At 50.7% G+C, this 16183-nt stretch carries 12 protein-coding genes; 6 read left to right on the top strand and 6 right to left on the bottom strand.

The genetic code is table 11. The features are described 5' to 3' along the window. Together ABWW03_RS09565 and ABWW03_RS09560 are read right to left on the bottom strand one after the other, a co-directional pair. The gene (locus ABWW03_RS09565; protein ID WP_353407914.1) at window positions 1-2325 is read right to left on the bottom strand and encodes a TonB-dependent receptor; all 2325 of its coding nucleotides are present in this window, start codon (window positions 2323-2325) and stop codon (window positions 1-3) included. Window positions 2326-2414: 89 nt separating this feature from the next. Next, entirely contained in the window at window positions 2415-3527 is a 1113-nt protein-coding gene (locus tag ABWW03_RS09560) for a helix-turn-helix transcriptional regulator (protein ID WP_353407913.1), read from the bottom strand. A gap of 222 nt (window positions 3528-3749) precedes the next feature. Between ABWW03_RS09560 and dnaE the strand changes: the two genes are divergently transcribed. From dnaE to minE, 6 genes are all read left to right on the top strand, one after another. Continuing rightward, window positions 3750-7373 (top strand): DNA polymerase III subunit alpha, encoded by a 3624-nt coding sequence (gene dnaE / locus ABWW03_RS09555; RefSeq protein WP_353407912.1) that lies wholly within the window; start codon window positions 3750-3752, stop codon window positions 7371-7373. A 251-nt stretch (window positions 7374-7624) separates the two neighbouring features. Beyond that, window positions 7625-8581, top strand: a complete 957-nt coding sequence (locus tag ABWW03_RS09550; protein ID WP_353407911.1) for an acetyl-CoA carboxylase carboxyltransferase subunit alpha — start codon at window positions 7625-7627, stop codon at window positions 8579-8581. Between the two features lie 68 nt (window positions 8582-8649). Further along, complete coding sequence (locus ABWW03_RS09545; protein WP_353407909.1) at window positions 8650-9381, top strand: glucose 1-dehydrogenase; 732 nt, start codon at window positions 8650-8652, stop codon at window positions 9379-9381. A gap of 136 nt (window positions 9382-9517) precedes the next feature. Further along, the gene (minC, locus tag ABWW03_RS09540) at window positions 9518-10366 is read left to right on the top strand and encodes a septum site-determining protein MinC (protein WP_353407908.1); all 849 of its coding nucleotides are present in this window, start codon (window positions 9518-9520) and stop codon (window positions 10364-10366) included. Between the two features lie 8 nt (window positions 10367-10374). After that, complete coding sequence (gene minD, locus ABWW03_RS09535) at window positions 10375-11181, top strand: septum site-determining protein MinD (protein WP_353407907.1); 807 nt, start codon at window positions 10375-10377, stop codon at window positions 11179-11181. 1 nt (window position 11182) lies between these two features. After that, window positions 11183-11434, top strand: coding sequence for a cell division topological specificity factor MinE (gene minE, locus ABWW03_RS09530; protein ID WP_353407906.1), 252 nt, complete (start codon window positions 11183-11185; stop codon window positions 11432-11434). A 75-nt stretch (window positions 11435-11509) separates the two neighbouring features. Here the strand turns inward: minE and ABWW03_RS09525 are convergent, their stop codons facing one another. The 4 genes from ABWW03_RS09525 to ABWW03_RS09510 all read right to left on the bottom strand — a co-directional run bounded on the left by ABWW03_RS09525 (window position 11510) and on the right by ABWW03_RS09510 (window position 16040). After that, window positions 11510-13015: a parallel beta-helix domain-containing protein gene (locus ABWW03_RS09525; protein ID WP_353407905.1), complete on the bottom strand. Its 1506-nt coding sequence runs from the start codon at window positions 13013-13015 to the stop codon at window positions 11510-11512. Between the two features lie 2 nt (window positions 13016-13017). Beyond that, complete coding sequence (locus ABWW03_RS09520) at window positions 13018-14181, bottom strand: cytochrome-c peroxidase (protein WP_353407904.1); 1164 nt, start codon at window positions 14179-14181, stop codon at window positions 13018-13020. A 15-nt stretch (window positions 14182-14196) separates the two neighbouring features. Beyond that, entirely contained in the window at window positions 14197-14823 is a 627-nt protein-coding gene (locus ABWW03_RS09515; protein WP_353407903.1) for a c-type cytochrome, read from the bottom strand. Window positions 14824-14957: 134 nt separating this feature from the next. After that, a complete protein-coding gene (locus ABWW03_RS09510) occupies window positions 14958-16040 on the bottom strand; it encodes a helix-turn-helix domain-containing protein (RefSeq protein ID WP_353407902.1) in 1083 nt (360 codons plus the stop codon). Window positions 16041-16183: the final 143 nt, after the last annotated feature.

Genomic DNA, 16183 nt, shown 5'->3' with positions numbered 1-16183 from the left:
TTAAAACTCCAACGCGAATTCCAGGCCCAGTGTTCGTGGGCGGCTGACAACAAATCGCGGGCGCCCGGGTGTTTCCGCTGCGAGCGAGCGATTGTCTGCTAGGTTTGCGATTTCATTGCTCAGATTGTTGGCAAACAACGTCAGGCGGTAACGTTCATCACGAATACCAACGCGAAGATTGATCTGTTCGTAAGCATCACGAACCCGCGTGGCTGAATTCACCCGGCTGGTGCTTTCCCCAACGTAGCTCACATCGGCACGGAGGAAAAAATCCCAGCCATCAAATGCGTCGGCCTGATAATAATCGGCACTCAAGGCGGCAGTAATGTCCGGAACAAATTGCAGAGGATCGCCTTTCTGATTGATGCCGGCCAATGTTTCGGTGAACTCAGCATCGGTGTATCCGGCATTTAAAATGAACTGCAATTCATCGCTGGCCTGTACGGTGTATTCAAGTTCAGCACCCATGCTTCTGGCCGCACCAAAATTACCGATGAATTGAAAACCGCAGGCGAGTTGAACGCTCTGTTGTATGCCTTGGAAATCGATATAAAACAAAGTGGCATTCAGGCGATTGAAATCGTTGAGATCGGCCTTCATGCCTGCTTCGTAACTGGTTAGATCATCTGAGTTGAAACTTGATGTGTCTGTGCCTGCAAGTCCTAACTCCTGAAGATCTTCGGGGCAGCCGAGTGAGTTTGGAATGCTGCCGTTTGCACCGCCAATCCGGAAGCCTTCGGCTACCGACGCATAATAGAACAGATCATCAGTAGCCTGGTATTCGATGGCCGCTTTGAATATGAATCCATCCTCGTTTTGTGAGCCCACCGTGGCCTCAACGGTATTGAGGTTTTGATCGTTGGCGAGCGGCACGCCAGCGGCCAGCCCGGCTTGTGTCTCGCTGAAATTTACTTCGGTATCGTACCAACGGGCACCGAGAATGACAGACAGCTTGTCGTTAACATCGTAATTCATTTCTCCGAATACACCTTTTTCGGTTACTTCGGAAGGCCTTGACGAGGTAAACACCAAATCCCCAAACGGCCATATGGCTTCCAGAGGACCGGGAATACCGAGTGTTTCCTGAAGGAGTGCGAAGTTATTCCCAAGGCCGGTTGCAAAGTTTCTCGGCTGAAAGGCTTCAAGTTCTTCCGTGTTCTGATAAAAAGCGCCGATAACAAAATTGATGGCACCATCGAGTTCCGAGCTGAAACGCAGTTCCTGGGTCGTGCTCTCAAAACTCAAGGTTTGAAAGATAGGCGAGGGTACAGGACGTACACCAATGACATCGAATAAACCAAAACCGCCTGCCGATGATGGCAAAGCCTGCAGGAAGTTAATGAATGACGCGCTGTCTTCGAATTCAAAGGTGTCTCTTTCAAAATAAGAACTGGCTGAGGTGAAGGTGCCCGCTGCGGTTTGATAATTGACATTCAAATTCACCAACTTCCATTCATCTTCACCTCCTTCCTCAGAATTGAAATCCCGATTCTGTTGAAAATTTCCCGGTTGGATGTCAGCGAGAGGGAAGCCGTCGAGTTCGGTTTTTTGGTACATAATTCTCGGTGCAATAGACAGAGCATCGCTGGGCTCAAACAGCAGTGACGCTTGCAGCGCCAGGGTATCTTTGCTGTCGACATCATTCAGTGTCGTCCCGGCCGGGCCGTTTAAGGTTGCCGGGCTGTTCAAGTGATTGCTGATTTCACCCACATGACGATCAAATACTCCAGCTTCCTGTTCATACAGGATCGAAAAAATCCCGGCAGCTTGTTCACTGAAAGGCAGATTAATTGAGCCGTAAAGTTGATGGTTTAAATCATCGGATTCGTCGGTACTGGACAAAGACGCTTTCAGGTTGCCGCTGAGGTTATCAAACTCCGGTGCTTTGGTAATTTGGCGAATCGTGCCGCCCAGTGAGCGGCCACCGTAGAGTGTGCCGCTTGGGCCGCGTAACACTTCAATTCGCTCCAATTCCAGAATGCGAGGGTCAATGGTTTCACTGATGGGCGTGTCGTCAATGTAAAAGCCGGTGGTGTTTCTGCCCTGAATACCACGTAAAGAAATTGAGCGATTGGACAAGACACCATCGGTGGCGGCACCGAATGACAGATTGGGAATGGTATTGGCGTAGTCAAAAAACTCAGTGGCGCCGCGCGCTTTCAAATCGTCTCCGGATATGGCGGATACGCTCAATGCAATCGACTGAGTGGACTCGGCTCGTTTGGTGGCCGTGACGACCACTTCTTCCAAAGTGCTTTCGGCGATAGCCACAGTGGCATGGTGCAGCAGGATGAAGGCGGCGATGGGGGTTTTCATGTGTTTCATGGCTTATCCTCAATGATTATTCTTTTTTGCCAGAATAACGCTTGGGTACGCCGATTGGCATGGGGGAAACCCCCCATAGGGAGAAGGTGCTAGTGGGACAGTTGTTTGATCAGCTCAGCACGATTACTGACCATAGTTTTCTGATAAATATGCCCCAAATGCCTTTCGACGGTTTTGGGGCTGATGTCGAGGGCTTTGGCGCATTGAGCGGTGGTGTAACCCTGACTGATTTTTTGAACCACGTCTTGTTCCCGAGGGGTGAGAGAAAATTCTTCTAGTCTCGCCTGGGAAAGCAGGCTGGCGGTTTTCTTCAGAAACAGCAAGTGGAAGCGCTGTTCGCCTCGTTGATTTTTGAATGGCCGAATTCGCAATCCATGGTTTTGCGATAGGTTGTCGAAGACGGCTTGCGGTTTGGGGGCTTGCATCGACTGTGTTGTGGGAGACAGGACGGTTTCGATATGGTGGCAGGCGTCCGGGTGAAGCCATTCTTTAACGGAATCCCCCACAATTGAATTACCTGCCTGCCAATCCGAGAGGTTTGCCGGCGTACCAAAGATGGCATGAATCAGGCCGTCTTGGTCAATGGTCAGGCAGGCGTCAACGGAGGCTTGGCGCATTAAAAAGTGGCTTTGTTGCTGCTGAGATGCCAGATCCTCTTCAAGCCGTTGGCGCCTCATGACTTGTGCCAGTTGAGTAGAAAGCAGGCGGGCCATTAGGTAGTGTTTTGGTTGATAGGGTTGGCTACCACCTTGACGATGGAAACCTACCAGACCGAGTGTGCCTTCCGAATCCTGAATGCCAAAAATTAAGCTGCGATCAATGCCCTGGGGTTTCAAAAAATCGTTGTAATACTCACTGTTAATGTAATGGTGGCGGGAGCTGATGACTTCGTCGGTTGATACGATGAGGGCTTCGCCTTGCCGGGCTTTTTGTGTGAGAGCAAGGTAGCAGGGATCATATTGGCGATAGTTCTGCTCATACGCTGTCACGCACTGGGGGTTAAGCTCGTACCCTAGTCCATCCCAGACACCTTGTCCGGCGACGTCGTCTCCCATGCAATAGTAGACCGCACTTCGAGATTCAAACAGTTGGGTGATACGTTGAAAGAAACGGTCTGGCAGCTGGGGTTCCTTGCGGCTGTCGGAAGCAATATCACAGAGCTGGATTATAGAATCTACATCTCTATTGGAAAGCTGGGTCATGGGCGAATTCTGGCATGGGTGAAATTGAACCCTACGCCCAACAGAGGTGCTGGTCAAGAAGTGAACGACAGGGGCCGGGTGGCATAGACTAAGCCGCTGATTTTTAGGCAGTTTGTGTAGAGCCTGAATTATTGTCTCGGTGTTTTACCTGGGTGAAATGTTCGCTAGACGAGCCTACCTCGGCACCCTACAATATTGTTTTTTCCGACACTAAGCCTTTCGATGACAAGCTCATTTATCCACTTAAGATTACATACCGAATACTCACTGGTCGACAGTATTGTTCGCATCAAACCTCTGGTGGCGAAAGTCGCCGAAATGGGGATGCCCGCCGTCGCTGTGACGGATCACTGTAACTTCTACGGTTTAATCAAATTTTACAACGCTTGTCATGGGGCGGGTGTAAAACCCATTGCCGGAGCGGACTTTTGGGTGGCGCCGGAGGACAGTGAAGGCAAGCCGACCTTGCTGACCTTGTTGGCGATGGGGCCAAAAGGGTATCGCAATATTACTGAATTGATCTCGCGAGCTTACCAAGAGGGGCAGGTGCATGCGCACCCCTACTTGAAGCGCGATTGGTTGCGAGAAAAAAGCGATGACATTATCGCGCTGTCCGGTGGTCGTGTCGGTGATATCGGCTTGTCTCTGCTTGCTGGACGTCGAGCCCTGGCAGAAGCTTCTTTGCAACGCTGGATGCAGGAGTTTCCCGATCGTTTTTACCTCGAATTGCAACGCACAGGAAGGGAAAACGAAGAAGATTATTTACACTCGGCTATTGATCTGGCGACCGCGGCCCAATGCCCGGTGGTGGCAACCAATGATGTCCGCTTTTTAGGTGCCGATGAATTTGAGGTACACGAAGCCCGCGTCTGTATTGGTGAAGGGATGGCGCTTGATGACAAGCGTCGCGAGCGGAAATATTCCGATCAGCAGTATCTGCGTAGCCCCGCCGAGATGGAAGAACTGTTCAGCGATATTCCGGAAGCGTTGCGAAACTCTGTCGAGATTGCCAAGCGCTGCAGTGTGGATATCGAGTTGGGCACCTATTACTTGCCGGATTATCCGATTCCCGACGATTTTGAATCCGATCCCTTCTTTAAAGAGCGCATCCCCTATGACACGTTGCAGCAGTGGGCTGCCAAAGCCATGTTGGAAAAATGGGAAGGCCGGGAGCAAGAAGACGATTACGCGGCGATGCTGCAAACCAATGTGTTCTTCCAGAAAATTTCCTATGAAGGCTTGTTTGAGCGCCTGGACATTATTCTGCCGGATACCCACGCGGCGGATTACCAAGCGCGTTTAAAAGAATATACCGACCGCCTGCAGTTTGAACTCGATATCATCATGCAGATGGGGTTCCCAGGTTACTTCCTGATCGTGATGGACTTTATTCAGTGGGCCAAAGATCACGATATCCCGGTCGGCCCGGGGCGGGGTTCCGGTGCGGGATCTTTGGTGGCGTATGCCCAGAAAATTACCGATCTTGATCCTCTGGAATACGATTTGCTCTTCGAGCGATTCCTGAACCCGGAGCGGGTTTCCATGCCCGACTTCGACGTTGATTTCTGTATGGATAATCGCGACCAGGTGATCAGCTATGTGGCCGACACCTACGGTCGTGACGCGGTTAGCCAGATTATCACCTTCGGTACCATGGCGGCGAAGGCGGTGGTGCGCGATGTGGCTCGCGCGCAAGGCAAGTCATATGGTTTAGCCGATAAATTATCGAAATTGATTCCCGCCGACCCGGGCATGACACTTGCCAAAGCCTACGATGGTGAGGAAGCTCTGCGTGAATTTCTGGCTGACGATGCTGACGGCCAGGAAATCTGGGATATGGCGAAGCAACTCGAAGGTGTGGCCCGAAACGTGGGTAAACATGCCGGGGGTGTGGTTATCGCACCGACCAAGCTGACCGATTTCGCTCCGCTGTATTGTGATGAAAGCGGTGCCGGTCTGGTGACCCAGTACGATAAAAACGATGTGGAATCTGCGGGCTTGGTGAAGTTCGACTTCCTGGGTCTGCGTACCTTGACCATCATCGACTGGGCGAAAAAAATGATCGACAAGCGACTGCTGGCCAAAGGCGAGCCGGAGCTTGATATCGCGGCCATTCCGCTGGATGACGATGACACCTTTAAACTGCTGAAAAAAGCCGAAACCACGGCGGTGTTTCAGCTGGAATCCCGAGGCATGAAGGATCTGATCAAGCGTCTTCAGCCCGATAATATTGAAGACATGATCGCATTGGTGGCGCTGTTCCGTCCGGGACCTCTGGATTCGGGCATGGTAGACGACTTTGTAAACCGTAAACACGGGCGTGCCGAAGTGGCTTATCCGGATGCCAAATATCAGCATGAGAAGCTGGAACCAATCCTGAAACCGACTTACGGAGTTATCGTATACCAGGAACAGGTTATGCAGATCGCCCAGGAGTTGGCGGGTTATACCCTCGGTGGCGCAGACATGCTGCGTCGAGCGATGGGTAAGAAAAAACCCGAAGAAATGGCGAAGCAGCGTTCAACCTTTGAAGCCGGTGCGATCAGCCAAGGTATCGATGGCACCTTGGCGATGAAAATTTTCGACTTGGTGGAAAAGTTCGCCGGTTACGGATTTAACAAATCCCACTCAGCCGCTTACGCGGTGGTGTCCTATCAAACGGCCTGGCTGAAGGCTCATTATCCTGCCCAGTTTATGGCGGCGACTATGTCGTCGGATATGGATAAAACTGAAAAGGTAGTGACCTTTATCGAAGAGTGTCGGGAGATGAAACTGAAGCTTCTGCCTCCCGATGTCAATCTGGGTGAGTTTCAGTTTTCGGTTAACGATGAAGATGCTGTGGTTTACGGCCTGGGGGCCATTAAAGGTTTAGGTGAAGGCCCGGTGGAAGCGATTTTAAAAGCTCGCGAGGAAGGTCCCTTTACGGATTTGTTCGACTTCTGTGCTCGAGTGGACTCCCGCAAGGTGAACAAGCGGGCTTTAGAGGCGCTGGTCAGTTGTGGTGCTTTGGACAGCATTGGCCCGCAAAATGATTTGGATTTGTCTCGTGCTATTTTGATGGATGCGATTCCTGAAGCTGTAAAGGCCGCCGAACAAGCCACGGCGAATGCAAATGCCGGTATGGTGGATTTATTTGGTGAAGTCGTGCCGCAGGCATCAGCGGGTGATGTCTATGAAGAATTTGTTGAGCGCACCCGCCGTTGGAGTTTGAAAGAGCGTCTTGAAGGTGAGCGTTCGACTCTGGGGTTGTATCTCACCGGTCACCCGATCGATGAATACCACGCTGAGATGAAACACTTGGTAAGCTCACGCATCAGCGAATTACGTGCCGACAAAGAATCCCAGCAAGTGGGTGGCTTGGTGGTAGATATGCGCGTAATGAAAACCAAGAAAGGGGCCTCTATGGCCATTGTGTCGCTGGATGACCGCACCGGGCGAATCGATGTGGCCATCTTCCCGGAAGCTTTTGAGAAATTCAAAGACCTGCTGGCCAAAGACAATTTGCTTATTCTCACCGGGAAGGTCAGTCACGATGATTACTCCGGTGGCTTGAAGATGAGCACAGATGCGGTATCGAGCTTGACCCAGGCGCGTCAACAACGAGCCCGTGGTTTGAAACTGCAAATCGACAATATCAGCCTGCCAAAGGATTTTATGGCCCAACTTGCTGGCGTATTCAATCCCCACCTGAATGAGCAAGGTTGCCCGCTTCTGGTGGAATACAGCCGTCAGGATGCACAAGCCGAACTGGTTCTGGGGCCACGTTGGCGGGTTGCACCCAATGACGAATTGATTGATGAGCTGAAGGCGAGTCTGGGGAGTGAACGAGTCAGCCTGGTTTATTGAGGATAGGTCGGGCGAGAGCAGGATCAGACCGGGCAAATTGTCGCCTTAAGTGGCGAGTTTGTCCGTCCCCCAAGGCTGATTTATAGTCGACTCGGAGTGCGCTTTCGCGTATCGTTACGCCTATTTAAATGGTAGCGGAGTCACCGGCATTTGCGCGCTTAAGCTAGCTGTACAGGCGCTGAATATTTGCTGGTTTTTTGTACACCTCTCCGTTCGGATCCCCATTAAAGAACAAAGGCGCCCAAGCACCTATGAACCCAAATTACCTGGATTTTGAGCAGCCCATTGCCGACCTGGAAGCCAAGATTGAAGAGCTTCAGTTGGTCAGTGCGGATAATGATCTCAATATTACTGAAGAAATCAGCAAGCTCCGTGAAAAGAGCAACAAGCTGACCGAGAGTCTGTATTCCAATTTGAGTCCTTGGGACATTGTTAAGGTCGCCCGTCATCCGCAGCGTCCTTACAGTTCAGATTACATTGCTCGTATCTTTGATGACTGGGATGAGCTGCACGGTGATCGTCACTTCGGTGATGACAAAGCCATCATTGGTGGTGTTGCCCGTCTGGAAGGCAAGCCAGTTATGGTAATTGGTGAAGAAAAAGGCCGCAGTGTCACAGAAAAGGTAAGCCGTAACTTTGGTATGCCTCGTCCGGAGGGGTATCGCAAAGCCCTGCGTTTGATGGAAATGGCCGAACGTTTCAAAATGCCGGTACTGACCTTGATCGACACCCCCGGGGCTTATCCGGGTATCGATTCTGAAGAGCGTGGAATTTCGGAAGCCATCGCTCAGAATTTGGCCGTGATGTCTCGCCTGCGTACGCCGATTATCTGCACCGTGATTGGTGAAGGGTCTTCCGGTGGAGCGTTGGCAATCGGAGTGGGCGATCAGCTCAACATGTTGCAGTACTCCACCTACTTTGTGATTTCTCCGGAAGGTTGTGCCAACATTATCTGGAAGACCGTTGAGAAAGCGCCCTTGGCGGCTGAAGCCATGGGGGTGACCTCCGACAATCTGGAAAACCTGGGCATTGTGGATACGACCATTCCTGAGCCATTGGGTGGCGCCCACCGCGATATCGATACGATGGCGGCGAGCTTAAAAACGCATCTGGTGGAACAGGTGGATCGCCTTGCTGAGGTACCCATCGAAGAGCTTCTGGAAAAACGCTATGAGCGTTTGATGAGCTACGGCAACCCGGAAGCCTAACCCAAAAAGCCCGCGCAAGCGGGTTTTTTTATGCCTGGAAAATATCTGCGACTGAGGATGCAGTGACGATGAAAAAATGGGTTTTAATCACGGGTGCCGGCCGAGGCATCGGTGCAGCGACCGCAAAGCATTTAGCCAGCTTGGGCTATAAGGTGTTGATTAACTATCGCCAAGACAGTGCAAGTGCTGAAACGCTGAAGGAAAACATTCTCTCGCAGGGTGGAGAGGCGCACACCGTTCAGGCTGATATCGCCGATCAGTCTCAGGTGCGGCGTATGTTTGAAACCATCGATCAGGCCTATGGCCAGCTCACGCATCTGGTGAACAATGCGGGGATTCTGTTTGCGCAATGCCGTTTTGACGATATTGAAGCTGAACGCTTCAGACGTATTTTGGATACCAATGTGCTGGGCAGCTTTTACTGTTTGCAGGAAGCGATTACTCGTATGGAATCAGGCTCTGCAATTGTGAACGTGTCCTCCCTGGCGGCGGTAACGGGTTCACCTTTTGAATATATTGACTACGCGGCCTCGAAAGGTGCGTTGGATACGATGACCGTAGGTCTAGCCAAAGAGCTGGCTGCCAAGAATATTCGAGTTAACGGCGTGCGCCCAGGGTTGATTTATACCCAGATGCACGCCGATGGTGGCGAGCCTGATCGGGTTGATCGTCTGGCAAATCAGATCCCCTTGCAGCGTGGAGGGCAGCCGGAAGAGGTCGCACATGCCATTGCTTGGCTATTGTCGGAGGAAGCGTCATTTGTCACTGGAAGCTTTATTGATGTTGCGGGCGGAAAATAAAACCCATCTTGATTTGGTTGAAAATTAAGCGTTTTGGGTGGCGGTCAGCTTGCCCACTATTTATCCCTACCTTTTCCTCACAAAGGCGGTAAACTAGGCACTTTGGCGAGTTTTTATATAAGGCCCTTTGGCAATAATGAGTTCATCTGAAGTATGCTTCCAACTGAAAGGAAGCAATATCACCTCCATTGTGTTGGAGGTGAAGCAGTATCCCTCCACGGAATTTTTATCCCAATTGCAGGACAAAGTATCGCAGGCTCCACAATTATTTGCGGATTCAGCGGTGGTGATCAGTCTTGAAAAATTCACCTCGGAAAATACCCCGGTGGATTTCAAACCTCTTATTGCCGATTGCTTTGAGGCGGGTTTGCACCCGATGGCATTTCGTTCGGTCGGCGAGACCCTGTTGGATTCGGTAAGAACAACGGGTTTACCGGCCTTGCCAGGGGCTGCGCGCTCAGGGTCTGTTCAGGCGCATGAAGAAGATAATACGCCCGTCGCTGATGTAACGCCCTCGGGAGATGGCGAACAAGTGGAAATGCCTCTCGATACGCCGGCAGAAAGCGAGACAGATGTTTCTGAGTCCCGTGAGGTGCAGGTAAAAACGGTGATTGAAACCCGAGTGGAAATCCAGGAAAAACTGGTTCACCGCAAGGCCAAAATTATCGAGCGTCCTGTACGTGGTGGTCAGCAAATCTACGCCGAAGGCTGTGATCTAATCGTGTTGGCGCAGGTCAGTGAAGGGGCCGAAGTGCTGGCGGATGGCAATATTCATATTTATGCCCCTCTGCGTGGTCGAGCGTTGGCCGGAGTGAAAGGGGACAGCAATGCCCGTATTTTTTGTCAGCAACTGGAAGCCGAGCTGGTGTCCGTCGCAGGCATTTTTATTTTAAGTGATGAGTTGAAAGATAAAGCCTGGAAGCAGGCAGCTCATATTCAATTAAAAGACGAGCGATTGACCATCGCTCAGATCAATGACAAGTAGGTGAACGAGTGGCAAAAATTATCGTAGTAACTTCAGGAAAAGGCGGTGTGGGCAAAACCACCACCAGTGCTTCCATCGGAACGGGCCTTGCACAACGCGGCCACAAAACCGTTATTATCGATTTTGATGTAGGCCTGCGTAATCTTGATTTGATTATGGGCTGTGAGCGTCGTGTGGTTTACGATTTTGTTAACGTCATCAATGGTGAAGCTAACTTGAAGCAAACCTTGATTAAAGATAAACGCGTTGACAATCTGTATATCCTGCCGGCCTCACAGACTCGCGACAAAGATGCTCTAACTCAAGAAGGCGTTGAAAAAGTTCTTGATGAACTCAGTGAAGATTTCGACTTTATTGTTTGTGACTCCCCTGCTGGTATCGAACGCGGTGCCCAAATGGCGTTGTACTTTGCCGATATGGCGATTGTTGTTACCAACCCTGAAGTGTCTTCCGTACGCGATTCAGACCGCATTCTGGGTATTTTGCAGAGCAAATCCCGTAAAGCGGAAAAAGGCGAAGTGGTCGAAGAGAAGTTGCTGGTCACCCGTTACAACCCTGAGCGAGTCGTCGAAGGTGAAATGCTCAGCGTCGAAGATGTAAAAGAGATCTTGGCTATCGATCTTCTCGGTGTGATCCCTGAAAGCGAAGCGGTATTGAAAGCCTCTAACCAGGGTAGCCCTGTGATTCTGGACGCCGATTCCAACTCCGGGCAAGCGTACACAGATGCTGTTGGTCGCTTGTTTGGTGAGGAAATAGAGCACCGTTTCCTGGATGTTGAGAAGAAAGGATTCTTCAAGCGTTTAATGGGAGCCTAAGATGAGTATTTTTAGTTATTTCAGGTCTCAGAAGAAAACCAGCTCGGCATCCGTTGCGAAGGAACGCTTGCAAATTATTGTTGCTCACGAACGCAACAAACGCGAGCAACCTGAATACATCGAAAAAATGCAGCAGGAGATTCTTGCCGTCATTCGTAAATACGTAGAAATCGATGATGAGCAGGTGAAAGTGAATCTGGACAATAATGATGAGTGCTCTATTCTGGAGCTCAATGTCACACTGCCCGATTAATTGGTATTGTCGCCAGACAAGAAAAAAGGGCCGAGTGAGAACTCGGCCCTTTTTTTGTTTCTACTCTCAGAGTGATCAGTTAGTACGGCTGAGCATGTATTCGGCGACGGCCAGACGCGTGTCTTCATCCAGATAATTCTGTGGAGGCATTTCCGGGTAATCATCACGCTTCTTCACTGGCGCTGCAATGTAATCAGCTAAGCCTTGAGGGTTATCCATGTACAGCGCTTGAATCAATTGAACGGGTGGGCCAACGATACGGCCTGTGTAGCTGTGGCAGCCCGTGCAAATACCGAGGTAGGCGATTTTGCCCTTGTTTTCTGCAGTGATCTCTCTCGGTGGAACCGGCTCATCCAGTGTGTAGGTTACGACGTCTTTCGTATTGTTAAATTCACAATCTTTAAAGTCGTTCACACCTACGGTAATGTAACGATGACGGTTATAAATACAGCTGTCATTACTTTTACCGGCGCGCACAATATCTGGGTTACCTGTTTTCAACTCAGTCAACATCAGGGCTTTGACTTCATCGATGGTGTCATAACCGTTGCGGAGCATGAGGTTGTCCAGAATAGCCACCTGATCAGGGTAGGGATCTGAGCCTTCATCGATGGTGGTGTTCGGGGCATTGTAATGATCAGTGATCATGATGCCTGCGGTTTTGTGGTCGCTGATGATATTGTTTTCAATTACCACCTCATCGGCGGCCATAACCAAAATACCCGTGCCTGGTGGAATACCAGCAACAGTGGAGCCCGGTGCACCAAAGTTTTTGTGGTTGTTACCCACGACAAAGTTATTGCGGATGATCACATCGAAAGTGGTTTTAATCGGTAGACCCGGTGTGATGAAAGCCAGAATGCCGCCGGTATTATTGTGCACATAGTTGTTTTCAACAATACAGTGGCGACTGTTTTCAATTTCAATGCCCGCAACAGAATCGAAGACTTCATTGTGTGCGACGTGAACATTGTCACTCATACCGACATAGATGGCGGCGTCTTCGATACCTGAAATGATATTGTGGGACACAATGCCGTTCTTACCCAGTTGCGGGAAAATTCCATACACACCGGTATCAACGATGACGTTGCCACGAATCTCAAAATTATTCCCAGCCTGGCCCATAATGCCGTTGCCTTTGTATTTTGTGATCAGGAAGTTTTCAACGGTAATGTTATTCCCAGAGTACAAGATGGCATCATTCAACTCTCCTCGGCCGTTCAGTTCGGCACGTTGGCCTTCTTGAATCACACCGATCAGGCGAATGCTGTCTTTATCAATATAAATGGTTTCTTCGTATTTGCCGGGCATCACCATGATGGTGTCGCCGGGTTTAGCGGCAATAACGGCATCCTGAATCTTTTCGCCTGGATTAACGGTGATTGTGTCCCCGCTTCCTGGCAAGACGATATCGGCATTGCTCTTCAGCGCATCGTCTTGTTTGGCTTCGTATCCACCGGCGAAACTTTTGTCGGGTTTGTTGGCTTTAATAACTGGAGCGTTGTCCTTGGCCAGATATTGGCCGAGTCCAAAGCCTACCGCTAGGGTGATGGCCGCAAGTAAAAGGCTTTTGTTCATTGTTATCGTCTCATGGCTGTCTTTGGGATGGTTTGATTAGATGTACTGCTTGTGTCTTTAACATCGGCAAGCACAGCAAGGCCGGAGGGCACTTGCTTGGGCGTTTCGGGTTTAAAGGTTTCATCGCTGAGGGTTTTCATAAAACTGACAATCAAGTCGAGTTCTTCTTCCTTCAGGTCGGGTTCCCAGATATGCCAGTGGATTTGCATTTCCACACCGTTGGGAACCGCGTGCCCGCGGCCTTTATTGTAAAATTCAGTTGCTTCTCGCAGTGTTGGAAACACACCTGAGTGCATATATGGCCCGGTAAATTCAATGTTTCTCAACGTCGGTACTTTGAATCCACCCTTGAGAACTGACGTGCCAAATGTTTTTTCGGCACCGATATCCAGTTCCATTCCCTCCGGTTCCGGTGTGCCGATTACCGCAATTTGGTTGTTGGTGAACAAGGGGGGCGTATGGCATTCGCTGCAACGGGCGACGAAAGAACGGAACACATTCATGCCCGCAATTTCTTCTTCATTCAACGCACTGTGATCACCGTGGGCGTAGCGGTCGTAACGGCTATTCAAAGAAATCAATGAAGCTTGAAACGCAGCCAGGACGGTTAAAATATGATCTTCGCTAATGTTGTCACTGCCAGGAAACGCTTCGGTAAATAAGCGTCGGTAATCACTGTTGGCGTTCAGTCTTTGCAGCAAAACTTCCGGTTTGTTGTTCATTTCTCCAGCCGCGTAAAGCGGCCCTTTGGCTTGCTCTTCCAAGGTTTTAGCGCGACCGTCCCAAAAGAAGCGATCGAGAAATGCGCTGTTCCACAAGGTGGGAGCGGAGCGGGGCAGTAACTCGCCATCGAAACCGACCGAACGTCCGTGGCCATCACTGAACCCCTTATCGGGTTGATGACAGCTGGCGCAAGACTGGACCTGATTGGCGGACAGAATGGGGTCAAAAAACAGATAACGCCCCAAGTCAATTTGTTGGGGACTATAGCCGTCAACGTGCTTGGGTAGGCTGGTTTGTGTGCCCCCGACGCCTCGGTTTTGCAGGGAATCGTAAAATTGATACACCGTTCGCAGCTCGCAGCGGTTGCCGCTGACGAGTTCAAAGCCTCTTGGGCACTCGGCGCTCAGGGTGATTCCTGCGGCTAAAATAAGACTGCTAATCATCGTAGCTTCAAAACTCTACAGTGTTGAAATGAATTTGCTTACCAAAGCAATGTCGTCGGCACTTTTCAGCGTGTTGGCCATCATCTGCATTTGCTTGCCGTAGCGGCTGCTGGCTCCGCGTTTGCCACTTTTAAAGTGCTCCAATTGGCGCTGCAGGTAGCTGGCGTCCATACCGGCGAGGCGCGGAGAGTTAAGCGCTTTATTACCCTCGGCCTTGACCCCGTGGCAACCACCGCAATTCGCTTGGTAGAGTCGGTAGGCGGCATCGCTGCTGCGGTTGGGCACCTGGATATCTCGGGTGCTCAGGCTGCCGAGATAATCAATAATGGCCTTACGTTGATCGCTGTTCTGCAACAGCCCGGACATGGCAGACATCTGCTGGGCATGTTGGTCTTCCTGGCCGCGTTGCCCATTGGCAAATTCCGCCATGGCGCGTTCCAGATAGGAAGGCAATTGGCCGGCCAGAGGGGGCGCGCCCAGGGCTTTCTGCCCTTGTGCTTCAGTGCCGTGGCAGCTGGCGCAAGTCTGGAAAAGCTGTTTGCCCTGTTCGATTGATTTGGCGTTTTGAGTTGAGTCTTGGGCATATACTGGCCCACTCATCAGGCTGGCGACAAGGCCGCTCAGGAAAAGACGCTTTATCATGGCTGATCACTCACTGCTGTTATTGTTGTTACAGCTTGAGGATGCCGCCATTAAACGACTAAATCTCAGTGATTTTAAAATTCGGCAGCGAAAGCTTTTATGGATAACGTCTCACGGCAAATGTCAGCTTGCTCTTATTGCGACTTTTCCAGCTGGCTTTTGCGAAAAGCGGTAGGTGTCAGGTTTTGACTGTCTTTAAAGGCTTTATTGAAAGAGCTTAACGAGCGGAATCCGGCATCCAGAGCGATGTTCAGAACGGCGGTTTCCTGCTCGGCCGGGTCGGAAAGTCGTTCGCAGGCTTCCCTGACACGGTAGCGATTGAGGAAGTCATTAAAATTTCTATGTCCCAGGCCCGCGTTAATAATCCGACGCAGGCGATATTCCTGAATGTCGACTTTTTCGGCCAGTTGACCGATGGTCAGTCCCATTTCCCGGTAGATTTTTTCATTTTCCATCAGGTCGGAAATGGTTTCCAGCACCTCATCGGGAATCTCTTCTTGCTCCTTGACGGCAGCAATGGGTTCCTCGTTGCCTTCGGGGCGGACCTCTTGTTGATGGTCTTCGCTAACTGGGCGGGTCGGTTGTAAAAAAATATCCGGCTTAAATTCCAGTAACACACAGTTGCACAGGAATAACATCAAGCCAGCGGGGGCGTACTGCCAAATATCCAACCATTCGGCGCTGGGAAAGAGCAGTTGTTGCGCGGCAATGAGCGCAAAAATATAAAAGCCAATAAAAGCTGAGAACCAAATCCTCAGATTACGCCGGTTTTCCAATAGATCATCTCGCCAATGGAGCAGAATGATTCGCAGGGCCCAAGTCAGGAGCACAAACTCGCTTAATTGGGGGATGTTAAACCAGAACCATCCCTCCAGGCCTGATTTCTCAGCGCCTAAGGCCGAGCCCAGAGTAGGCAACAGCACCGTAATAAGGAAAGGGATAGCCTGCCAGGGACGCAGACGGAAATGATCATCAAAAAGGCTGTAGCTGAACAACCAGAATAATCCGGGCACCATGGTTTGCGCTGGGTACAAAATGGCTTTGGCCCATTCCGCACTGACCCAGGGAATAATGAGATAAGCGGCATCGGCCAACAGCAGGGCAACAAAGAGCTTTTCACTGATGGAGTGCGCCTGGGGGCGGCGAAGGAGTAACACGGTACACAGTAGTAACTGGGAAAGGGAAAAGCTGATAAAAATATCAATCAGATTATTCACGGCTAAAACGGTGTCCTCACACCGATCTTTGCATGTCGGTGTTTATTTTTGTTCGAGCTGGACACGTCTCGTGGCCAGGCTGTGCAGGTCGTCGGTTCGACCTTTCAGGCTAGTCTACCGGCTTGCCTCGTATGGCGCCAGAT

Origin of the sequence: Pseudoteredinibacter isoporae, assembly GCF_040372805.1 — a bacterium.
In the GTDB taxonomy this organism is placed as follows: domain Bacteria; phylum Pseudomonadota; class Gammaproteobacteria; order Pseudomonadales; family Cellvibrionaceae; genus Pseudoteredinibacter; species Pseudoteredinibacter isoporae_A.
This window is presented reverse-complemented; position numbering and strand designations above follow the sequence as displayed.